Below are 22350 nucleotides of genomic sequence, written 5' to 3' on the forward strand. Positions count from 1 at the left end.
CGCCGGACGGGCCTGTGGGGCCCGTCCGGCGGCCGGAGCCGTCGCGGCTGCGTCAGCCGCTCCCGGTCACGCGTGCGTACGCAGCAGGGTCCGCATGGTCCGCATGGCCACCGACAGGTTCGCCAGGTCGAAGGCCTCCGAGTTCTGGATCTCCTCCAGGGTGGAGCGCGACCGCGTCAGGATCGCCGCGTTCTTCTCCTCCCATGCCTTGAACCGCTGCTCGGGGGTCGACGTCCCATTGCCGACGGCCAGCACGTCCGCCGTCAGCGCGGCGTGCGCCGCGTACAGGTCCTCGCGGATGGAGGCGCGGGCCATGGACTGCCAGCGGTCGGCCCGCGGCAGCTCGATGATCCGGTCCATCAGCTGGGTGATGCCCAGCCGGTTGCCGAGGTCGTAGTAGACCTCCGCGACGGCCAGGGCGTCCTTGCCCGTACGGTCCGCGATCGCGACGATGTCCAGCGCCGGGAAGGCCGAGGAGAATCCGGCCACCCGCACCGCCAGCTCCTCGGGCACGCCCACCGCGGTGAGCTCGTCGAGGATTCCCCCGTACCACTCCAGATCGGCGCCCATGAGCAGCTTGGGCAGCTCGTTCCACACCCGCTCCACACCGTCGCGGAAGAACTCGACGGTCTGCGCGATCTCGACGGGCTGCGGCCGGTTGCCGAGCAGCCAGCGCGAACCGCGCTCGACGAGCCGGCGCGAGTGCAGCCGGATCCGCGTCTGCACATCGGCGGCCACCTGGTTGTCGAGCGCCTCCACGGCGTCCCACACGCCGGAGAGGCCGAAGATCTCACGGGCGGCGAACTGTGCCCGCACGATCTCCTCCAGCGAGGCCCCCGTCTCTTCCCGCAGCCGGTGCAGGAACGTCGAACCGCCCGCGTTCACCGTGTCGTTGACCAGCACCGTCGTGATGATCTCGCGGCGCAGGGCGTGCCCGTCGACCGCCGCGGGGAAGCGCTCGCGGAGCTGCTTCGGGAAGTAGGCGTGCACCAGTTTCTGCAGATGCGCGTCGTCCGGCAGGCTGGTGGAGATCAGCTCGTCGGCCGCCGTGATCTTCGTGTACGCGATCAGCACGGCCAGCTCGGGCTGGCTGAGCCCCTTGCCGTGGTTCAGCAGCTCGCGGATCTGCCGGTCGTTCGGCAGGAACTCCAGCGCCCGGTCCAGGTGCCCGTCACGGCCGAGCCTGCGCATGAACCGCTGGTGGGCGTGGAGCAGCGACGGAGCCTGGGCGCAGGCGTTGGACAGCGCGACGTTCTGCGCGTAGTTGTTGCGCAGCACGAGCTGTCCGACCTCGTCGGTCATCTCCGCGAGCACCTTGTTGCGCTGCTTGACGGTCATGTCGCCGTCCCGGACCAGTCCGTTGAGCAGGATCTTGATGTTCACCTCGTGGTCGGAGGTGTCCACACCGGCGCTGTTGTCGATCGCGTCGGTGTTGATCCGGCCGCCGGACCGGGCGAACTCGATGCGGCCGAGCTGGGTGGCCCCGAGGTTGCCGCCCTCACCGACGACCCTGGCCCGCAGGTCCTCGCCGTTGACCCGGATCGAGTCGTTGGCCTTGTCCCCGACATCGGCGTTCGACTCGGCGGACGACTTGATGTACGTGCCGATGCCGCCGTTCCACACGAGGTCGACCGACGCCTTGAGGATGTTCTGCATCAGCTCGGCGGGCGTCATCTTGGTGACCTTGGACTCGATGCCGAGGGCCTCGCGGATGTGCGAGTTGATCGGGATCGACTTGGCGGTACGCGGGTGGATCCCGCCGCCCGCGGAGAGCAGGTTTTTGTCGTAGTCGGCCCAGGAGCTGCGCGGCAGGTCGAACAGCCGGCGCCGCTCCGCGTACGAGGTGGCGGCGTCCGGGGTCGGGTCGATGATGATGTGGCGGTGGTCGAAGGCCGCGACGAGCCGGATGTGCTCGGAGAGCAGCATGCCGTTCCCGAACACGTCACCGGACATGTCACCGACGCCGACGACGGTGAAGTCCTCGGTCTGCGTGTCGTGGCCCAGCTCGCGGAAGTGCCGCTTGACGGACTCCCAGGCACCGCGGGCGGTGATGCCCATGCCCTTGTGGTCGTAGCCGGCGGAACCACCGGAGGCGAAGGCGTCGCCCAGCCAGAAGCCGTACGCGACGGCGACGTCGTTGGCGATGTCGGAGAACTTCGCGGTGCCCTTGTCGGCGGCGACGACGAGGTAGGTGTCGTCCTCGTCGTGACGCACGACGTCGGCGGGCGGCACGACCTCGCCCATCACCATGTTGTCGGTGATGTCGAGCAGCGCCGAGATGAACGTCCGGTAGGCGGCGATGCCCTCAGCCATCCAGGCGTCACGGTCGACGGCCGGATCCGGGAGCTGCTTGGCGACGAAGCCGCCCTTGGCGCCGACCGGCACGATCACGGTGTTCTTGACCATCTGCGCCTTGACCAGGCCGAGGATCTCCGTACGGAAGTCCTCCCGCCGGTCCGACCAGCGCAGACCGCCACGGGCGACCTTGCCGAAGCGCAGGTGGACACCCTCGACACGCGGCGAGTACACCCAGATCTCGAACGCCGGGCGGGGCGCGGGGAGATCGGGGATGGCCTGCGGGTCGAACTTCATCGACACGTAGCCGTGCGGCTCGCCGTCGTCGGCCAGCTGGAAGAAGTTGGTCCGCAGCGTCGCCTTGATGACGGTGAGGAAGGACCGCAGGATCCTGTCCTCGTCGAGCGAGGCGACCTGGTCCAGGGCCCCGTTCAGCTCCTCCAGCAGGCCGTCGGTCAGCTCCGTGCCGGCCTTCTGCCGGCTCGGCGACATCCGGGCCTCGAAGAGGGAGATCAGCAGCCGGGTGGTGTGGACGTTGTTGCGGAGGGTGTCCTCCATGTAGTCCTGGCTGAACGTCGAACCCGCCTGGCGCAGGTACTTCGCGTAGGCGCGCAGCACCACCGCCTGGCGCCAGTCGAGACCGGCGCCCAGCACGAGGGAGTTGAAGCCGTCGTTCTCCGCCTGGCCGGTCCAGACGGCGGCGAACGCCTCCTGGAACCGCTCACGGGCACCGTCGGCGAGGTGGTCGCCGCTGCCCGTGGCCATCGGCATGCGCAGCCCGAAGTCGTAGATCCAGGCGTGCGTACGGTCGGCGCAGCGCAGCTCGTACGGGCGTTCGTCGACGACCTCGACGCCGAGCCGCTGGAGGGCGGGCAGGACGGCGGAGAGCGAGACCTGCTCACCGGTCCGGTAGATCTTGAAGCGGCGTTCGCCGGGGGCCGCCCCGACGGGCTCGTACAGGCTGAGGGCGAAGTCCTTCTTCTCGCTCTTGAGCGCTTCCAGGTGGACCAGGTCGGCCACGGCGGCGCGCGGCGAGTGGTCGGCCTTGTAGCCCTCCGGGAAGGAGTGCCCGTAGCGGCGCATCAGCTCGGCGGCGCGCTCCTCGCCCAGTTCGGCGTTGAGCGCCTCCTGGAAGCCGTCGGACCAGGACCGGGCGGCCTCGACCAGACGGGCCTCGATACGGTCCGCGTCCGCGTCGGTGAGGTGCGGCAGCTCGGTGCCCTGCGGGACCCGGACGACGAAGTGCAGCCGGGAGAGGATCGACTCCGTGTTCCAGGCCGTGAAGTCGACGCTGATGCCGCCCAGTTCCTCCTTGAGGATGTCGATCAGCCGGAGCCGCACACCGGTGGTGTATCGGTCGCGCGGCAGGTAGACGAGGGCGGAGTAGTAGCGCCCGTACTCGTCCTGGCGCAGGTACAGCCGCAGCCGGCGGCGCTCCTGGAGGTAGAGCACGGAGGTGACGATGGAGCGCAGCTGGTCGACGGGCGTCTGGAAGAGCTCGTCGCGCGGGTACGTCTCCAGGATTTGCAGCAGGTCGCGGCCGTCGTGGCTGTGGGGCGTGAAGCCCGCGCCCTCCAGGACCTCGGCTACCTTGCGGCGCACGACGGGCACCCGGCGTACGGACTCGGTGTACGCCGCGGAGGAGAACAGGCCGAGGAAGCGCCGCTCACCGATGACGTTGCCGTCGGCGTCGAACTTCTTCACCCCGACGTAGTCGAGGTAACTGGGGCGGTGCACCGTCGCCCGGCTGTTCGCCTTCGTCAGGACGAGCAGCTTGTGCTCACGCGCCTTGGCACGGGCGTCGGCGGGCAGCCGGTCGAAGGAGGGGCTCACCGGATGGGCCTCGTCCTCGCTGTGCTGCGGGTCGGAGCGCAGGATGCCTAGACCGGTGCCGGGGACGGCCGTCAGCGCGTCGGTCTCCCGGAGCTCGTACTCGCGGTAGCCGAGGAAGGTGAAGTGGTCGGCGGCGAGCCAGCGCAGCAGCTCACGGGCCTCCTCGACCTCGTCGTCGCCGAGGTCGTCGAGGGGCTCGGCGGGCAGGTCGTCGGCGATCCGCAGGGCGGCGTCACGCATCTTGTCCCAGTCCTCGACGGTCTCCCGTACGTCGGACAGGACGCGGAGCAGATCGGCGGTGATCTGCTTCAGGTCCGCGCGGTCGGTCTCCCGGTCGATCTCGACGTGGATCCACGACTCGACCAGGGCGTCGTGCGGCAGCTCGGCCCGGACCTCCTTGCGGCCGTTGCCGCGCTTCGGCCCGTTGCCCCTGCCCGTGTCGGCGAGGACCTCGATCAGCTTGCCGGTGACGTCGCGTCGGACGATGACCTGCGGGTGGATCACGAGGTGGATGCCACGGCCCTGCCGGGACAGCTCGTTGGTCACCGAGTCGACGAGGAAGGGCATGTCGTCGGTGACGACCTCGACCACGGAGTGGCTGCTCGTCCAGCCGTTCTCCTCGACGGTCGGGGTGTGCACCCGGACGTTCGCGGTGCCCTGCGGGCGGTTCTCGGCGAGCCGGTAGTGGGAGGAAGCCGCGCCGAAGACGTCGACCGGGTCCCGGCCGGTGACGTCCTCCGGAGCGGTGTGCAGGTAGTAGCGCTGGAGGTAGGCGAGCAGCGTGTCCCGGCCGGAACGCGCACCCTGGTCGGCCCCGGTGCCGGCCTCGTCACCGACTTCGGCACCGGCTTCGGCACCGGCTTCGGCGAGGCGCACCCGGGGGGTACCTCCCGGGCCACCGACACCACCGCCCGGACCGTTGTCAGCTACCCGGGCCGCCCGTGCGAGCAGCTCGGCCTTGGCTTCGTCCAGCTTGGTCTGCATGTCCTCTGGCTCCTGTCGCGCGCCGTTGCGTGACGTAGGTGTAAAAGACGACGTACCGCCACGACGCGGGGTTTCCGGTCTCGGTCGACGCTATGCCGCCATGGGAGATACCCGGGACCATACTGGCCATTTTCGGCGGACGGCCCGGGGTACGGAGATCGCGGATCGCCCGGGTGCTGTGGCACTCCGGGCGCAGGCCGGGGGCTTCGCTGCCCCCGAGGCGTATCGCGCTGATCACGGGACCAGGCTATCCCTCTCCCACCCACAACCGTCATGAGCCGCATATGTACAAAAGAAGACCCCGAACTTTGACACTTTGGACATCGCACGGGACCGCTTCAGCGCGTATCGGCCGACCGCTTCGACACGTACCGGCCACCCGCTCCGGCCCGGCGCCTCCGCCCGGCGTCGCCCTGCCGGACCGGCGGACCGGACCTGCGCCTCTGTCCGGCACCGGTCCGCCGCCCGTGTGCCCGCCCGCACGTGTGTCCGCCGGGTCCGGTCAGCCGGTCATGCGCCCAGCCAGGGCGACGGCATCCGCCAGGGTGTCGACCACGGGCACCCCTGCCGCCTCCAGGCTGCGGCGGCTGTGCGAACCACCGGTGTAGAGCACCGCGCGCGCCCCGACATGCGCGGCGGCGACGGCGTCGTCCACGGCGTCCCCGATGACCACCGCGCGTTCCGCGGCTATCCCGTCCACCCCTTCCAGCGCGAGGAAGTGCCGCTCCATGTGCTGGGCCTTGCTGCCGCCGCTCGGGCCGGTGCGCCCGTCCACCCGTACGAAATGACGCTCGATGCCGTAGCCGCGCACCACGGGAACCAGATGCTCGTGTCCGTACATGCTGAGCAGCGACTGGCTGTGGCCCGCCAGCCCCCACTGCGCCAGCAGTTCCTCGACGCCCGGCGTCAGTCCGCAGGCGGCCCGCTGCTCGGTGTAGTGACGGTGGAAGATGCCGTCCATCCGCTCCCACTCGGCGTCGGTGGGCAGCCTGCCGAGGAGCCGCTCGTAGAACTTGGGTATCGGGACGCAGTACATCTCGCGGTACTGCTCCATGCTGATCGGCGCCAGATCGATCTCCCGGAACGCGGCGTTCGTCGCCCCGACGACCGCGTGGATGTCGTCGAGCAGTGTGCCGTTCCAGTCCCAGACCAGATGAGTGCGGTGCTTCCCCGGTGTCGCCATACGTAGAAAATACTCGCCGGGTACGACACCCGACCGGCTCGGCCGACCGGCTCGGCCGACCGGACTCAGCCGATCAGACCGGGGATCTCCTGGACCCCGAACCACAGGAGCTCGTGGTCCTCCGCGCCGTCCACGGTGAACTGCGCGTCGTCGTCCCCGAGATCGGCCGCCCCCAGTGCCGCGGCGGCAGCGTCGACGTCCTTCTCCGCGTCATCGGCGTCGACGTGCACGGCGGCGGCCTTCGACAGCGGCACGGCATCCGCGATCCGCACCTCACCGAGCGACGAGGCGTCCAGGACGTGGTCCGGATCGGCGACGGCGGCCCCGTCCGGCACGTCGAGGGCGACGACGACCCGGCGCCGGGGCTCGTCCGGCTTCCCTGCGATCATCCGCAGCGAGGCGGAGGCGGACCGGTTGAGGGCCGCGTACTCCAGCTCCTCGATGTCGTCGGAGACGTACCACTCGCGCAGCCCGGGCGTCACCGCGTAGGCGGTCAGCGGCCCGGGGCCCAGCTCGCCCGCCCGGTGCGCCTCGGCAAGACCGGAGAGGGTCAGGGGGACGTACACACGCATGGCTGACCGCTTTCGTAGTCGATGACGCCATCAGGATACGTGGGACGTCCCCCATCGGGGCTCACGAGTCACCCCCTTCCGTCCACCGCGCGACGCCCGTCACCCCCGCCGGTCCCCTTGCGGCACACGGCCCACCACCCGGATAGGTGAACTCTCGCGACGCCCGCCCGGGCCCGTCCGCCGCTTGCGGGGTCACCGGCCGTCCCCGTAGAAGGTCCCCAGCAAGAAGTTACCGCCCGGTACTAGCCCGGGCTCCGCACAGCAGCCACGGGGGCTATGAACATGAGCACGGACAGGACGAGGCCGGCCGGACGACGCGACCGCAGCAGGCCGGGCACCGTACCGCCGCAGCGGACGCCGCAGAGGCCCCGACGGCCGCTGCGCCCGCACCAGTGGTTCGCGGAACGCCTGCTCGCGGTCCTCAGCGGCCAGCGCCCGGTGCACTGGATGCTCGGCCACACCATCGGCGAGGCCTACGACCAGCTGGCCGAGCTCGCCCCGAACGCCCCGCTCGGAGCGGGGTGCAGGCGCCCGGTCGTACGCGCCTGCCACGGCACCCAGCCGGCCACCGGGGTGGTCGAGGCCTTCGCCAGCATCGCGACGGGTGAGCAGGTCAGGGCGATGGCCTTCCGCCTGGAACAGGGCCCCGACCTCCGCTGGCGCTGCGCCGCGGTGGACCTGGGCGGCGAACGCCTCCCGGCCGTGAGATAGCCGCCCCACAAGGCCCGGGAGGCGCCTTGTCCGGGCTCGGCAGCTTGCTGCGCGCCGGTGGGTCGCGGCAGCTCAACCGGTGCACAACGGCGGTCTCCCGCGGGCATGCGAGAGGGCGCCCTGCCCGAGGCTCGGCACGCTGCCGCGTGCTGGAGGGGTACGGCAGGTCACCTGGTGCATAGCGCGGCCTCACGCCGGGCCTGCGCCCCTGCGAAGGGGCCCGGCCCGGCGCCCGGCAGCGGCCAGCCCGGCCTGGAGGGGCCGCTGCCGGGCTCCAGAGGGCACAGCGGCGACACGGTAGGCCCCGGGGAGCGCCCGCGGGTCGGTCAGGTTGCAGCGGCGGCCTCTCGTCCCTCCGGGCCTGAAGGGGACGACGCTGATGCGCTCGCTCCGGAGGGGCGCAGCAGGAGGACTGCGCGATATGGCAGGCCCGGGAGGGCACTCGCAGGCCGAGTGCGGCGGCCTCTTACCTCACCGGATCAGGCCCCCTCACGGGGGCGGGCCCGTCCGGCCGGGGGAGGTAGCCTCTCGCTTCCCCGAGCGGAGGGCTGCCGCGCCGCCTCCGCAGATACACGCGCGGCATGGCAGCCCGCCCAGGGCGCAGAAGCGGTCTCTCCTGACGGAGGACGTTGCTGCGCACCGTGGAGGCGGTGCATGGCGTGACACGGAATCTGGCGGGGCGCCCAGCCTGCCGGCGGCGCAGCGCCCTCTCGCCCTCCTGGCGGAAGTTGCGACTGGGCCCCTGACGGCGTGCGCCACACGGCAGCCGGACAAGGCAGTACCCGGCCGCGCACCGGCGGCCCCGCCCAGGGGCGGGTGTCCGGTCCCGCCTGAGGACTCCTGCTGCGCTCCGGAGGAGCACATCAAGCCGCGTCCGGCGGGGGGGGTGAGCCCGGCGACATGCGGAGGGCCGTCAGAGGCGCAGCAGGGCCCTGCCGGTCTCCCGACCAGCCCCGCCGACACATCCAGCACACCGCAGGCGCCTGGAGGGCCTCAGAGGGCTGCGGACAGCCTCCGGGACCACAGACGGAAGAACGCCCCTGCACGATGGCCCTGGAGCGCCCGCAGGCACCCGCCGAACCGCAGTGGACCGCAGTGGACCGCAGTGGACCGCAGTGGACCGCATGAAAACGGCCCGGGCCGGAACACCGCACGGTGTTCCGGCCCGGGCCGTCGGCGTCGCAACTCGCGTCGCGACTCGCGTCACTTCTTGCGGCGACGCCCGCCGCCACCACTCTTCTGCGCCTTGCGGCGCTCCGCACGCGTCATACCGTCGCCCTCGGAGGGCGCGGCGTCACCGTTGGCGAAGTCGCCCTCGACGATGCCGCCCTCCCCGTCCACCGTGGGAGCGGAGAAGTGCAGCCGGTCGGGACGCTGCGGCGCGTCCAGGCCCTTGGCCCGGATCTCCGGACGACCGGTGGCCGCGGCCACGGGAGCGTCCCGCTTCGAGAGCGAGGTCCGCTCCTCGGAGTCCTTGACCGGCACCTCCTCGACCTGCTGCTCGACCTGGACCTCCAGGTTGAACAGGTAGCCGACGGACTCCTCCTTGATGCCCTCCATCATGGCGTTGAACATGTCGAAGCCCTCGCGCTGGTACTCGACCAGCGGGTCCTTCTGCGCCATGGCACGGAGGCCGATGCCCTCCTGGAGGTAGTCCATCTCGTAGAGGTGCTCACGCCACTTGCGGTCCAGGACGGACAGCACCACGCGTCGCTCCAGCTCACGCATGATGTCCGAGCCGAGCGACTTCTCGCGCTCCTCGTACTGCTCGTGGATGTCGTCCTTGATCGACTCGGCGATGAAGTCGGCGGTGACCCCGGCCAGGTCCCCCGCGGCCTCCTCGAGCTCCTCGACCGTGACCTTCACCGGGTAGAGCTGCTTGAACGCCCCCCACAGCCGGTCCAGGTCCCACTCCTCGGCGAAGCCCTCCGCCGTCTCCTGGCGGATGTAGTCGTCGATCGTGTCGTCCGTGAAGTGCCGGATCTGGTCCTGGAGGTCCTCGCCCTCCAGGACGCGGCGGCGCTCGCCGTAGATGACCTCGCGCTGCCGGTTGAGCACCTCGTCGTACTTCAGGACGTTCTTACGCGTCTCGAAGTTCTGCTGCTCCACCTGCGACTGTGCGGACGCGATCGCCCGGGTCACCATCTTGTTCTCGATCGGTACGTCGTCGGGAACGTTCGCCATCGACATGACGCGCTCGACCATCTGCGCCTTGAACAGCCGCATCAGGTCGTCGCCCAGCGACAGGTAGAACCGGGACTCGCCCGGGTCGCCCTGGCGGCCGGAACGACCGCGCAGCTGGTTGTCGATGCGCCGCGACTCGTGCCGCTCCGTGCCCAGGACGTAGAGCCCGCCGAGCTCCTTGACCTCTTCGAACTCCGCCTTGACGGCCTGCTCTGCCTTCTCCAGCGCGGCGGGCAGGGCTGCCGCCCACTCCTCGACGTGCTCCACCGGGTCCAGGCCGCGCTGGCGCAGCTCCGCCTCGGCGAGGTCGTCAGGATTGCCGCCGAGCTTGATGTCCGTGCCTCGTCCGGCCATGTTCGTGGCGACCGTGACCGCGCCCTTGCGGCCGGCCTGGGCGACGATCGTCGCCTCGCGGTCGTGCTGCTTGGCGTTGAGGACCTCGTGCTGGACGCCGCGCTTGGAGAGCTGCTGCGAGAGGTACTCGGACTTCTCGACCGAGGTGGTGCCGACCAGGATCGGCTGCCCCTTCTCGTGCTTCTCCGCGATGTCGTCGACGACCGCGGCGAACTTGGCGACCTCGGTGCGGTAGATCAGGTCGGACTGGTCGGCGCGGACCATCGGCCGGTTCGTCGGGATCGGGACGACACCCAGCTTGTAGATCTGCTGGAACTCCGCGGCCTCGGTCATCGCCGTACCGGTCATGCCGGAGAGCTTGCCGTACAGGCGGAAGAAGTTCTGCAGGGTGATCGTGGCGAGCGTCTGGTTCTCGTCCTTGATGTCCACCCCTTCCTTCGCCTCGATGGCCTGGTGCATGCCCTCGTTGTAACGGCGGCCGGCGAGGATACGGCCGGTGTGCTCGTCGACGATCATGACTTCGCCGTCGATGACGACGTAGTCCTTGTCCTTCTTGAAGAGTTCCTTGGCCTTGATCGCGTTGTTGAGGTAACCGACGAGCGGCGTGTTCACCGACTCGTAGAGGTTGTCGATCCCGAGCCAGTCCTCGACCTTCGAGACACCGGGCTCGTGGATGGCCACGGTCCGCTTCTTCTCGTCGACCTCGTAGTCGCCGGTCTCATCGATGCCCTTCAGCGGGTTGCCCGCCTCACCCCTGGTGAGACGCGTGACCAGCTTGGCGAAGTCGGCGTACCACTTGGTCGCCTGGTCCGCCGGACCGGAGATGATCAGCGGCGTACGGGCCTCGTCGACGAGGATCGAGTCGACCTCGTCGACGATGGCGAAGTTGTGGCCGCGCTGGACGAGTTCTTCCTGCGACCACGCCATGTTGTCGCGGAGGTAGTCGAACCCGAACTCGTTGTTCGTGCCGTACGTGATGTCGCACGCGTACATCTCACGGCGCTGCGCCGGCGTCATGTTGGCGATGATGCAGCCGACCTCGAGACCGAGGAACTTGTGCACCCGGCCCATCATCTCGGAGTCACGCTCGGCCAGGTAGTCGTTGACCGTGATCAGGTGCACGCCCTTGCCGGAGAGCGCGTTGAGGTACGCCGGCAGGGTGCCGACGAGGGTCTTGCCCTCACCGGTCTTCATCTCGGCGACGTAGCCGAGGTGGAGGGCGGCGCCGCCCATCATCTGAACGTCGTAGTGGCGCTGTCCGAGGACACGCTTGGCGGCCTCACGGACGGTCGCGAATGCTTCGGGAAGCAGGTCGTCCAGGCTCTCGCCGTCCGCGTACCGTTCCTTGTACTCGTCGGTGAGCGCCCGCAGCTCGGCGTCGGAGAGGTTGACGAAGTCCTCTTCGATGGAGCTGACCTGGTCCGCGATGCGGTGCAGTTTGCGCAGGATCTTGCCTTCGCCTGCACGCATGAGCTTGTTGAAGACGGACACTGAGGCTGGTCTCCTTGCCGGTCGGGCCTGGCACTGGGTCGTGTTATGGACTCTGGCGCGGGCACGGCAGGTGGGCCCCACCGCAACGGCCATCGTAAGCGAGGACCCCGCCGCGCCGGGAGGGCTGCTGCCGCGTTGCCCTCGCCGCACCCTCCCAGGACAACGGCCGGAGGGTACGGAAGGTGCCGGGAAGCCCCAAAAGTGCTCGCATCCCGCGCACCGGATCACCAGAATCCCTGCATGGAGCCGATCACCCTCACCACCGCACGCCTGCTCCTGCGCCCCTTCGGGCGGCAGGACGCCGAGGAGGCGTATCTCGCCTGCCAGGATCCGGACATTCAGCGCTGGACTGTCATTCCCTCCCCGTACACCCGCGCCGACGCGGAGCTCTGGACGGAGAAACTGTCCCCAGCCGGCTGGCGGGAGGACACGATGTACAACTTCGCGGTGGTCCTCCGGAAGGGCGGGACGCTCGTCGGGGCGCTCGGCGTGAACCCGCGCAGCCTGCCCGGGACGTACGAGGTGGGCTTCTGGACGGCGAAGGAGTACCGCGGCCGCGGTTTCACGACGGAGGCGGTGCGCGAAGCGGCCCGCTGGGCGTTCACGGCCCTCAACGCGGACCGCCTGGAGTGGCGGGCCGAGATCGGCAACGCGCCGTCCCGTGCGGTCGCCCTGCGTGCGGGCTTCCGTATGGAGGGCGAGCAGCGGTCCTCGCTGCTCAACAAGGGGGTACGGCGCGACACCTGGACCGGGGCACTGATTCCGGCCGATCTTGGCCTGCCCGGTACGCACCCGTATCTTCCCGCCCCCGATGTCAGTGGCACCCTCTAGGGTTCGCTGCATGACGTCTGTGCCGCCGCCCGTCCTGGAAATCTCCGCCGACCAAGCACGCCGGATCGCCCTGCGCGCGCAGGGTTTCCTGGGCGCTCCGGACCGGCGGGGCGGGGTGCCCGGGGTGCTGCGTCACCTGGGGGCCGTGCAGCTCGACACCATCTCGGTCCTGGCCAGGTCGCACGAGCTCGTTCCGTACGCGCGCCTGGGTGCCGTGGGCCGCCGCACGGTCGACGAGGCGTACTGGTCGGGTGGCCGCTCGTTCGAGTACTGGTCGCATGCGGCGTGCATCCTGCCGGTCGAGGAGTGGCCTCACTTCGCGTTCCGCCGTCGCGCCTACCGTGCCCGTCCGCAGTGGAACCACGATCTGCCCGACGGGGCGTACGACACCGTGATCAAGCAGTTGCGCGCGGAGGGCCCGCTGACGGCGACGGAACTGGGCGGCGCCAAGAACGGCGGCGAGTGGTGGGACTGGTCGGCGTCCAAGGTCGCCGTCGAGCGGGCCCTGATGTACGGCGAGGTGGTGTGCACCGAGCGGCGCAGCTGGAAGCGCGTCTACGACCTGGCCGAGCGTGCGATCCCGGACGCCGTGCTCCACGACGACCTGGACGACAGGGAGTGCCAACGGCGGCTGGTGGCCTTGGCGGGCAGGTCGCTGGGGGTCGGGACCCGGGCGGACATCGCCGACTACCACCGGCTCAAGGGTGAGCAGTTCGACGCCGTGGTGGCGGACTCCGGGCTGGTCCCGGTGTCGGTGGAGGGCTGGGCCAAGCCGGCCTGGGCGGACCCGGAGGCACTGGTTTCGGAGCCGCGCGGACGGCACCGCACGACACTGCTGTCACCGTTCGACTCCCTGATCTGGGAGCGGGCGCGCACGGAGCGGCTCTTCGGCTTCGTCCACCGCCTGGAGGCGTACGTGCCCCGGCCCAAGCGGATCCACGGCTACTTCGCCATGCCCCTGCTGGCGGGCGGCCGGCTGCAGGGACGGGTGGACCCGGCCAGGGAAGGCACCACGCTGGTGGCCCGCCAGGTATCCCTGGAGGGACGGAAGTCCGTGAAGCCGATGGCCGAGGCGCTGGTGGAAGCGGCGTCCTGGGTCGGCTGTACCCAGGTCCGGCTGGAGCGCGTCGACGCCCCGGAGCTCCGCGAGCCGCTCCTCGCGGAGATCGCCCTCGTCCTCGCATAGGCGCCGCGCCGCGGAACGGTCACTGCGGAGCGCCAGGGGCCGCCCCGCCCGTACCGTCCCGCCCCGGCGTCATCTGATCTCGAGGATCTTCTCCCGCATCGCGTAGACCACCGCTTCCATCCGGGAGTGCAGCTGCAGCTTCTCCAGAATATTGCGGACGTGGTTCTTCACCGTGTTCTCGGAAATGAACAATTCCTTGGCGATATCACGGTTGTTCATGCCGGTGGCGACGAGCTTGAGGACTTCGAGCTCCCGCTCGGTGAGCCTCGGCGCGGGAACGAGCCGGCGTTCGTCGGTGCGCTGGATCATCGACTTGAACTCGGTGAGCAGTTTCGACGCCATCGACGGGCTGATCTGGGACTGGCCGTCCGCCACCGCGCGAATGGCCGTGGCAACCTCGTCGGTGGAGATCTCCTTGAGGAGGTAACCGGTGGCGCCCGCCTTGATCGCCTCGTAGAGGTCGGCCTCCTCGTCGCTGATCGTCAGCATGATGATCTTCGCGCTGGGTGCCACCTCCTTGATGGAGGTGCAGGCCTCGATGCCGCCGCGCTTGGGCATCCGTACGTCCATCAGCACGATGTCGGGCAGCAGGTCCGCGGCCTTGTCGACCGCCTCCGCCCCGTCCCCCGCCTCACCGACGACCTGGATGTCCTCCTCCTGGGCGAGGACGATCTCCAGACCTCTACGGAAGAGCGCGTGGTCGTCGACCACAAGGACCCGGATGGGCTCCTTGCGGGAACTGTCGTCGTCCGCACCGGAGTCCGTACCCGCCGCGTCGTCGGCAGTGTTCGTCCTGCGCACGGGCCCGAAGGTGTCCGCCATCGTTCCTCCCCCTGAAGGCCACGGCCTGAGGTCACAGACCGTCCGCCAACGGCCGTTCACAGAACACCGATTGGCTTGGCCCGTCATGATTTCATGCCCGGGCGCCGAAGCGGTGATCCTGTGGCCGCGCGCGGGTGCCCCTGGGGCGCGCAAGCGCTTCCAGGGGCACCCGATTCGGACTGGTGGCTGGATGTCAGCCGCCGAGCGCACCGCCCGCGCCGCCCGCCTCGTCGGAGGCCAGCGGGTCGGTCCTCAGGTGGATGACACCGTAGTCATAGGCGTGCCGCCGGTAGACGACACTGGGCTCCTTGGTCTCGGAGTCGACGAACAGGTAGAAGTCGTGCCCGACCAGCTCCATCTCGTAGAGCGCCTGGTCGAGCGTCATCGGTGCCGCGACATGTGTCTTCTCGCGCACCACGAGCGGCCCCTCGCCCTGCACTTCGAGCGAACCGATCCTGGTGGTGGGCACAGCCGACGGCGTCTCCTCGGGGACGAGCTCGCCGTCCGCGTTGAACGAAGCGGCGCCCGGCACCACCTCGACCACCTCGGCAGCGGACAGACGGCCGTTGCCACGACGGCTGTAACGCTTGTCGTGTTCCTTGCGCAGTCGCGCGTCCAGCTTGTCCGTGGCCAGGTCCAGCGCTGCGTACGGGTCGCCTGCCGCCGCTTCCGCCCGGATGACCGGCCCACGCGAGCGGAGCGTGATCTCCACCCGTGCGGCACGGTCGGCCTGACGGGGATTCGGCTCCTTGGACACCTCGACGTCAAGGCTGATCACCTTGCCGTCGAACTTCTGGATCTTGTCCAGCTTCAGCTTCTCGGCCACGTGCTTTCGGAACCGCTCGGGCACCTCGGTCTTGCGGCCCTTGACGACGATGTCCACGCAGAACTCCGTTCCCGGATCGCTCCGCTCAGCGGCGGAGCATCTCCCTCTTGCACCAGGCTCCGATGATCACCGGAGCCGCGGACTCGGTGACTTCCACCTCCTCCTCCCCCACCGGCAGGGACTCCACCCCACCGACTTCCATGCTTCTGGCCCATCGGTGAGTCACCTGCCCGAAACCTGGTGGTGCATTCGTCGAGGTCCGGCATTCACCGTTCCTCACAACCGAACATAGCCTGCCCACCACCGTGTCGGCACCCGCTACTCGCGCGTACCTCCGATCAGGGCCCTTTACCCACTCACTACCTGCAACGATGGAAGTTTTCTGTCAGTTCCGGTTTATTTCGAAAGCAGTCGGAGATGCTGCGACTACCGCGGCCCGGAGGCCCGCTGCGGCACCGGTTCCGGCGTGCCCCGCCGCGCCCACGGCCCTGGCCGCCTCGGCCAGCGAAGCCCCGGTCGTCAGCAGGTCGTCCACGAGCACCACCCCGCCCCCGTCGAGCAACCGCGGGCAACCGGCCGCCACCGTCAGCGCACCCGCCAGGTTCGCCTGTCGCTCCCGGGCTCCCAGCCCGGCCTGGTCGGCCACCGCGCGACGTTGCCGCAGCACCGGGAGCACCCTGGCCGGCGTGCCCCCGCGCCGCAGCTCCGCGGCGGCGGCGAGCGCGATCCTGCGGGCGGGATCATGGCCCCGCGCGGCCGTGGCACGCCGCGCCGACGGCACGGGCACCAGCAGCAGTGGCGCCGCACCGCCCTCTTGCCCCGCCCCGGCCCGTACAGCGCTTGCCAGCGCCCCTCCGAGGGCACCGGCGAGCCCGAGTGCCCCTCGCTCCTTGTGGGCCAGCAGCATCGCGCGTACCGCGTTCTCGTACGGGGCCGCCGCGTGCACCACCGGCAGTCCGGCGGGCTCGGGGGCGGGCCGCACGCGCCGCGGCACTTCGGCCAGCGCGGCACCGCATTCCTCGCACAGCTCCGTACGCGGACTGCCGCAGCCACCACAGGCCACCGGCAGCACCAGTCCGCTGATCTCCCGCCACCATCCCCGCACAGCCCCACTGTGCCCGGGGCGCGGACACCGGGCCACCCCTGTGGACAACCTCCGCGAACAGCCCCGGACCGGACCGCCGGGGCATGTCCCGGGGGCTGTCCCGCCGGGCGCTGCCCACGGGCCCGGGCTCAGCCCGGGTAGACCAGCGACGAGCCTTCCTCGAGGACCGTCTGCCAGTTGTCACCCGGCGACAGCTTCACTATCCCGTCGCTCTCGGTGTCCGCCATCAGCGGAAGCCGCTCGTCGTCCGCCGCGGCGACCGCCGTCACCTGGTTGACACCGGGCAGAACGCCCGAGGACGAGGTGAACCCGTCCGCCTGGACGTAACGCACCTGCTGCACACCGCCCTCCTCCTTGCCGACCACGACGAGACGGCTGCGACCGGACCAGGAGACAGCGGTCACGTCGGCCAGCTGGGGTGCGGCCTGGCGCAGGTCCTCCACGGAGACCTTCTCGGTCGCTCCGGAGCCGTGGCGCTCGACCCTGCCGATCTTCAGCGTCGTGTGCCCGTCCTTCGACACCCGCAGGGCGATCCGCACTCCGTCGGCCGACATCCTCAGCGTCTCGATCCGGCCGCCGTCCAGGTCCGGCACGGCGACCTCCTGCGGTTCGCCTTCACCGTCCAACAGGCGCAGCAGCCGGGGGGCGGAAGGATTCCGGTCGGCGACCCAGAGATCACCCCGGCCGTCCCAGCTGGGGGCCGAGAGCCGGTCCTCGGCCTTTGGGGCGCCACTGCTCACGACGGGGGCGCCCAGTTCACCGTCCGAAGCCAGGGAGGACACGTAGAGGTGCTGCTGGTTCGCCGAGACCGCCGCGGCCCGGAGCTCGTCCCGCGCGACACCGACGGCGCTCATGGCCACCGCCCCGGTACCGAGCGGGCCGATCACCGGCTCCGGGTCGCCGCTGCCCTTGCCGACGCCGGGGAGCCGCTGCACATGGCCCTTGTCGTCGACGAAGTACTGGCTGTCCGGGGCGTCCGAGCCGCTGTCCGCGGCGAACTCCTCGGCTTCGTCCGCCCTGAGCGAGCACAACGGACCCTGCCCGCCCTGCAGCTCGACCTGACCCACCCCGACCGAGGTCAGGTCCCGCAGGGTGAAGAGCACCTGTGCAGCCATCATCCGGCAGACACCCGGCGTGACCTTGTCGGCCTTCTTGTTGAGCGGGATCTTCAGGACGTTCTGGTCGTCCGGAGGCAACGACGTCACACCCCTCTTGAGTGCCGTGCCGGCGGGGAAGCCGGATTCGACGACCGGCCTCAGCCAGTTCGAAGGCCCCTCCAGAAGCGTCCTGACCGTCTGCGTCGGCGTGTCCATCCGGGTGACGGGATCCGTGCGGTTGCGCACGTAGACCGGGTCCGTGACCAGCGCGGGCTCGCCGTCCGGCAGCCCGGCGGCGAAGTAGTACTTGTTCACGGACCGGTAGAGGCGCTTGAAGTCGGACTGCCCGAGCACCAGGCCGTCCGGCACGATGTCGATGCGCCACTCCTGCTTGCCGTCCGCCCCCTTGATCCTCACCAGATGCAGTGGCTGGGAGTAATTCGTCGGCGCGAGCGGACGGTAGGAACTCTCGGCGTCGACGGTCGCGACCTGGTCGCCCGTCAGCGTGTACGTGGTCTCCGTCGTCCCTCGCTCCTTGTCGTGGAACGTGGGGCCGTTGCGGTTGGGCGCCTTCGCGAGCACCGTGGTGCCCTCGCTCGGCTTCCAGGTGCGGGCCGCTTCCACGGTCAGGTACTTCCGGGTCGTCGCGAAGTCGGGGTCGTCGCTCGTCATCGACTCCAGGAAACCGTCGACGACCTCGAGGGGCGCGGCGCCCTCCCTCGGCGGCACGGCGTACACCTGCACCTGGGAATCGCCCGGCTGCGAGGCATCGACCGCCTTGACGTCCCCGGTGACCGGCATCGCCCCGCACCCCGCGAGAACCACGACGGCGCAGCCGAGCAGCGCGGTCACCCGCACCGCCCGTCCTCGGCCCCGACGGTCAGTGTCCACGTGTCGTGTCCCCCTGCTCGGAATCCTGCGTCTCCGGTCCGGTGTCCCCACCGGACCGCTCCTCGGCCGGACGCGACACCACCCGTGCGCCGTTGCCCGGCAGGGCCGCCGGATGGACGGACACCGGAGCCGTGCGCGATGCCGCCGGTCCGCCCGCCTGTACGGGCAGCTGCGGCCGTGCCGTGGACCCTGTCCGGCTCGGCACGGACATCAGCCGGTGGTCCGCGGGTGCCGGAACCGCCTCGGCCCGCTCACGGTTCTCCCGGTTGCGCCGCGAGTCCTCCGGCTCCAGAGGTATCGGCGAGCCACGCAACGGCTCGTCCGCCGTACGCGGAAGGGTCAGCCGGAACTGCGAGCCGCCGCCGGGCTCGCCCCAGGCCTGCAGCCAGCCTCCGTGCAGCCGGGCGTCCTCGACGGCGATCGACAGCCCGAGCCCGGTGCCGCCGGTGGTGCGGGCGCGTGCCGGGTCGGCCCGCCAGAAGCGGTTGAAGACCCGGGTCGCCTCGCCGGGCTTCAGCCCTACGCCGTAGTCCCGGACGGCCACCGCCACCGCACCCTGGGCGACGCCCATGCGCACGATGACGTCACGGCCCTCGCCGTGTTCGACGGCGTTGACGACCAGATTGCGCAGGACCCGTTCGACACGGCGCGCATCTGCTTCCGCGATCACCGGCTGCTCGTCACCGACGACCCGGATCCGGCTGCCCTTGTGCTTGGCCAGCGGCTCGGCGCCGCCGATCACCCGCCGCACGACCGTGCGCAGATCTATCGGCTCCGCCTCCAGTGCCGCGGCGCCCGCGTCGAACCTGCTGATCTCCAGCAGGTCGGACAGGAGCGACTCGAAGCGGTCGAGCTGGTCGCCCAGAAGCTCGGCGGACCGCGCGGTCACGGGGTCGAAGTCGACGCGCGCCTCGTGGATGACGTCGGCGGCCATCCGCACGGTCGTCAGCGGGGTACGCAGCTCATGGCTCACGTCCGAGACGAAGCGGCGCTGCATCCGGGAGAGCTCCTCCAGCTGCTGGATCTTCAGCTGCAGGTTCTGGGCCATCTTGTTGAAGGCCTCACCGAGACGGGCGATGTCGTCCTCGCCGGTGACCTTCATCCGCTCCTGGAGGCGGCCCGCGGAAAGCCGCTCGGCGATCCCCGCCGCCATGCGTACCGGGGTGACGACCTGGCGTACCACGAACCAGGCGATGGCCCCGAGCAGCACGACGACGAACAGACCGGCCGTGGCCAGCGTCGTCGTGACCAGGGTCAGCGACTTCTCCTCCTGGGTGAGCGGGAAGAGGTAGTAGAGCTCGTACGGATTGTGGTCGACGTCGTAGAGCCGCTTGCCCACGACGAGCCCGGGCTCCGATTCCTTTCCGTACGAGTACCGGATCAGGGAGTACGTCTGGAAGGCCCCCGGCCCCTCGTCCACGGCGTCCCGCAGGCTCTGCGGGATGCTGGACGCCTCGACCCGGCCGGAACCACGCGGTGCCCGGCTGGTGGCGCCCTGCTCGACGGAGTCGGCGCTGAGCGCCACCACGTTGAAGGCGTTCGTGCCGCCACTGGCGAGCTGATCGACGAGCTCGGTGCGCCAGGACGTGTTGGCCGTCGTGCCGTCGGCACCCTCCTCACCCTGGTCACCCGGGGTGAGCGGCGCGTTCGCGTTCACCTGGGCGGCCGCGAAGCCGCCGGCCGCCTGAGTCTGCGCGGCCTTTCCCTTCGCCTCGAGCAGGCCGTTGCGGACCTGCCCGATCACGACGAAGCCCAGCAGCAGCACCACGGCGATCGACATGAGCAGCGTGCCCGCGACGACGCGCAACTGCAGATTGCGCCGCCACAACCGCACTGCGGGCAGCAGCGGACGCCTGAACCAGCGCATCAGCAGTCGCGGGACGGGACCGCCGGGCGTCCGGTCATGGAACAACCGGCCGCCCTTCGGGACCCGGCCGAACCGGGAGGACGTCCGCGCCGGACCGGCAGCCCGCTCCGTACGGACTCCCGGCCCCCCGGGTTTCGGAGCAGCGCTGCCCAGGGTCATGTCAGCTCGGTCCGGCCTTGTAGCCGACACCGCGGACGGTGACGACGATCTCCGGCCGCTCCGGGTCCTTCTCGACCTTGGAGCGAAGCCGCTGGACATGGACGTTCACCAGACGGGTGTCGGCGGCGTGGCGATAACCCCACACCTGCTCGAGCAGCACCTCACGGGTGAAGACCTGCCACGGCTTGCGGGCGAGAGCGACCAGCAGGTCGAACTCCAGCGGGGTCAGGGCGATGGACTGCCCCTCCCGTTTCACCGAGTGACCGGCCACGTCGATGACCAGGTCCCCGATCGCCAGCTGCTCCGGCGCCGGCTCCTCGGACCTCCGCAGACGTGCCCTGATCCGGGCAACCAACTCCTTCGGTTTGAACGGCTTGACGATGTAGTCGTCGGCCCCGGATTCCAGGCCCACCACCACATCGACCGTGTCGCTCTTGGCAGTGAGCATGACGATCGGCACACCCGACTCGGCCCTGATGAGCCTGCAGACCTCGATGCCGTCCCGTCCGGGCAGCATGAGATCCAGCAGCACCAGGTCCGGCTTGGCCTCACGAAATGCAGCCAGTGCCTTGTCGCCGTCCGCTACGAACGACGGCTCGAAACCTTCTCCACGCAGCACAATGCCGAGCATCTCGGCCAGTGCGGTGTCGTCGTCGACGACAAGGACGCGTCCCTTCATAAACGACATCATCCCATTAGCTAATCGTTACCTGCGATGACCTGGCACACAGCTCTGCCAGTCCGACCCCCGTGACCGGGGAAATGACGCCCTCCTCCGTGACGATCGCCGTGACCAGTTCGGGCGGCGTGATGTCGAATGCGGGGTTGTACGCCTGGGCTCCCGAGGGAGCCGCGGCCGGCCGAGGCCCGTGACTTCCGGCCGAAATGATCTGTGACGATGTGATCTCCGTCACTTCTCGTGCGGAGCGCTGCTCGACAACGATGTATGTGCCGTCCGCAGTCTCCAGGTCGATCGTCGTGGTCGGTGCCACGACGACGAACGGAACATGGTGGTACTTCGCGAGCACCGCCAACGGATAACTCCCCACCTTGTTGGCCACCGAGCCGTCCGCGGCTATGCGGTCCGCCCCGATGAGTACGGCATCCACCTCCCCTGCGGCAAACAGCGAACCCGCCGCGTTGTCCGTGAGCAAGCTGTACGGCATCCCGTGCCGTGCCGCTTCGTACGCCGTCAGCCGGGCACCCTGGAGCAGTGGACGGGTCTCGTCCACCCACAGCCGTCCCAGCCTGCCCTCCCGGTGCGCCCCCAGAGCGACCGCGAACGCGGTGCCCTCACCACCGGATACGAGCGCCCCCGTGTTGCAGTGGGTCAGCAGCCGGTGCGCACTCCCCGGCAGCAGCTCGGCAAGGAGCTCCAGACCGTACTGCGCCATGCGCCTACTGGCCTCCGCGTCCTCCCGGTGCAGGGTCCGGGCCTCGGCCAGCGCTGCCCTGGAGGCCGCCTCGGGGCCGGCCCCCTTCCCGACGACCGCCCCGTAGGACCGCGCCACACGCCGAGCCCCGTAGCCGAGATTCACCGCGGTGGGCCGCGCCTGCTCCAGCAGCTCCGCCGCCCGCGCCACGTCGTCGCCGCGGGCAGCCGCGAGAGCCACCCCGTACCCCCCGGCGATACCCAGCAGAGGCGCACCACGGACCGCCAGCGACCGGATCGCCCGGACCAGGGCGGGCACGTCGGCGCACACCAGCTCGACCTCTTCCGAAGGCAGCCGCGTCTGGTCGAGGAGCACCACCGCGGGACCTTCCGGTGTCTCGTCCCAGCGGAGTACGGAGAGTGCCGGAGGCTCGAAGCCCACCGGTGATTGCGCGTCCTGATCAGCCATCTGCCCAGTCTGCCCGCTGAGCCGCCCGCGCATGAAGGCGAGAAGGAGATACGACGCCCGGCCCGCACCGGAGCGTCGCGTGGCACGATGGCTGGCAACCTGCCGCCCCGATGAGCGG

14 protein-coding genes are annotated in these 22350 nt (G+C 70.2%); 3 read left to right on the plus strand and 11 right to left on the minus strand.

Features of this window, described 5'->3' with window-relative positions; genetic code table 11:
• Positions 1–66: 66 nt before the first annotated feature.
• The 3 genes from ACFWVP_RS34125 to ACFWVP_RS34135 form a co-directional block, all read right to left on the minus strand.
• Positions 67–5112, minus strand: a complete 5046-nt coding sequence (locus ACFWVP_RS34125; protein ID WP_384501961.1) for an NAD-glutamate dehydrogenase — start codon at positions 5110–5112, stop codon at positions 67–69.
• Positions 5113–5614: 502 nt separating this feature from the next.
• Entirely contained in the window at positions 5615–6295 is a 681-nt protein-coding gene (locus ACFWVP_RS34130) for an HAD family hydrolase (RefSeq protein WP_384501962.1), read from the minus strand.
• A gap of 65 nt (positions 6296–6360) precedes the next feature.
• Positions 6361–6867, minus strand: a complete 507-nt coding sequence (locus ACFWVP_RS34135; RefSeq protein ID WP_384501964.1) for a DUF6912 family protein — start codon at positions 6865–6867, stop codon at positions 6361–6363.
• Between the two features lie 282 nt (positions 6868–7149).
• Here ACFWVP_RS34135 and ACFWVP_RS34140 point away from each other — a divergent pair, with 282 nt between their 5' ends.
• Positions 7150–7578, plus strand: coding sequence for an Rv3235 family protein (locus tag ACFWVP_RS34140; RefSeq protein ID WP_361884593.1), 429 nt, complete (start codon positions 7150–7152; stop codon positions 7576–7578).
• Between the two features lie 1203 nt (positions 7579–8781).
• Here ACFWVP_RS34140 and secA read toward each other — a convergent pair.
• Positions 8782–11607, minus strand: a complete 2826-nt coding sequence (gene secA / locus ACFWVP_RS34145) for a preprotein translocase subunit SecA (protein WP_384501967.1) — start codon at positions 11605–11607, stop codon at positions 8782–8784.
• 240 nt (positions 11608–11847) lie between these two features.
• Between secA and ACFWVP_RS34150 the strand changes: the two genes are divergently transcribed.
• Both ACFWVP_RS34150 and ACFWVP_RS34155 read left to right on the plus strand, forming a co-directional pair.
• Positions 11848–12438: a GNAT family N-acetyltransferase gene (locus ACFWVP_RS34150; protein ID WP_384501969.1), complete on the plus strand. Its 591-nt coding sequence runs from the start codon at positions 11848–11850 to the stop codon at positions 12436–12438.
• A gap of 10 nt (positions 12439–12448) precedes the next feature.
• Positions 12449–13624 carry a winged helix-turn-helix domain-containing protein gene (locus ACFWVP_RS34155; RefSeq protein WP_384501971.1) on the plus strand — a complete coding sequence of 392 codons (1176 nt, stop codon included), beginning with the start codon at positions 12449–12451 and terminating at the stop codon, positions 13622–13624.
• A 69-nt stretch (positions 13625–13693) separates the two neighbouring features.
• On the opposite strand, the gene ACFWVP_RS34160 is transcribed toward ACFWVP_RS34155, so the two are convergent.
• From ACFWVP_RS34160 to mtnA, 7 genes are all read right to left on the minus strand, one after another.
• Entirely contained in the window at positions 13694–14446 is a 753-nt protein-coding gene (locus tag ACFWVP_RS34160) for a response regulator (RefSeq protein WP_384501973.1), read from the minus strand.
• Positions 14447–14639: 193 nt separating this feature from the next.
• A complete protein-coding gene (gene hpf, locus ACFWVP_RS34165) occupies positions 14640–15329 on the minus strand; it encodes a ribosome hibernation-promoting factor, HPF/YfiA family (RefSeq protein WP_384501975.1) in 690 nt (229 codons plus the stop codon).
• Positions 15330–15657: 328 nt separating this feature from the next.
• The gene (locus tag ACFWVP_RS34170; RefSeq protein ID WP_384501977.1) at positions 15658–16377 is read right to left on the minus strand and encodes a ComF family protein; all 720 of its coding nucleotides are present in this window, start codon (positions 16375–16377) and stop codon (positions 15658–15660) included.
• Positions 16378–16505: 128 nt separating this feature from the next.
• On the minus strand, positions 16506–18332 hold the full coding sequence (locus tag ACFWVP_RS34175) for an LpqB family beta-propeller domain-containing protein (protein WP_384501994.1): 1827 nt from the start codon (positions 18330–18332) through the stop codon (positions 16506–16508).
• 22 nt (positions 18333–18354) lie between these two features.
• Positions 18355–20391, minus strand: coding sequence for an MtrAB system histidine kinase MtrB (gene mtrB / locus ACFWVP_RS34180; RefSeq protein WP_384501979.1), 2037 nt, complete (start codon positions 20389–20391; stop codon positions 18355–18357).
• 1 nt (position 20392) lies between these two features.
• A complete protein-coding gene (gene mtrA, locus ACFWVP_RS34185; protein WP_187281934.1) occupies positions 20393–21082 on the minus strand; it encodes a two-component system response regulator MtrA in 690 nt (229 codons plus the stop codon).
• Positions 21083–21086: 4 nt separating this feature from the next.
• A complete protein-coding gene (gene mtnA, locus ACFWVP_RS34190; RefSeq protein WP_384501982.1) occupies positions 21087–22232 on the minus strand; it encodes an S-methyl-5-thioribose-1-phosphate isomerase in 1146 nt (381 codons plus the stop codon).
• Positions 22233–22350: the final 118 nt, after the last annotated feature.

The organism is Streptomyces sp. NPDC058637 (genome assembly GCF_042717325.1).
GTDB lineage: Bacteria > Actinomycetota > Actinomycetes > Streptomycetales > Streptomycetaceae > Streptomyces.

Bases quoted from the DNA above. Each gene is read 5' to 3' on its own strand.
- mtnA (WP_384501982.1), bottom strand. From the start codon at position 22,232: ATGGCTGATCAGGACGCGCAATCACCGGTGGGCTTCGAGCCTCCGGCA.
- ACFWVP_RS34125 (WP_384501961.1), bottom strand. From the start codon at position 5,112: ATGCAGACCAAGCTGGACGAAGCCAAGGCCGAGCTGCTCGCACGGGCG.
- ACFWVP_RS34160 (WP_384501973.1), bottom strand. From the start codon at position 14,446: ATGGCGGACACCTTCGGGCCCGTGCGCAGGACGAACACTGCCGACGAC.
- ACFWVP_RS34155 (WP_384501971.1), top strand. From the start codon at position 12,449: ATGACGTCTGTGCCGCCGCCCGTCCTGGAAATCTCCGCCGACCAAGCA.
- ACFWVP_RS34140 (WP_361884593.1), top strand. From the start codon at position 7,150: ATGAGCACGGACAGGACGAGGCCGGCCGGACGACGCGACCGCAGCAGG.
- ACFWVP_RS34135 (WP_384501964.1), bottom strand. From the start codon at position 6,867: ATGCGTGTGTACGTCCCCCTGACCCTCTCCGGTCTTGCCGAGGCGCAC.
- mtrB (WP_384501979.1), bottom strand. From the start codon at position 20,391: ATGACCCTGGGCAGCGCTGCTCCGAAACCCGGGGGGCCGGGAGTCCGT.
- mtrA (WP_187281934.1), bottom strand. From the start codon at position 21,082: ATGATGTCGTTTATGAAGGGACGCGTCCTTGTCGTCGACGACGACACC.
- ACFWVP_RS34130 (WP_384501962.1), bottom strand. From the start codon at position 6,295: ATGGCGACACCGGGGAAGCACCGCACTCATCTGGTCTGGGACTGGAAC.
- ACFWVP_RS34150 (WP_384501969.1), top strand. From the start codon at position 11,848: ATGGAGCCGATCACCCTCACCACCGCACGCCTGCTCCTGCGCCCCTTC.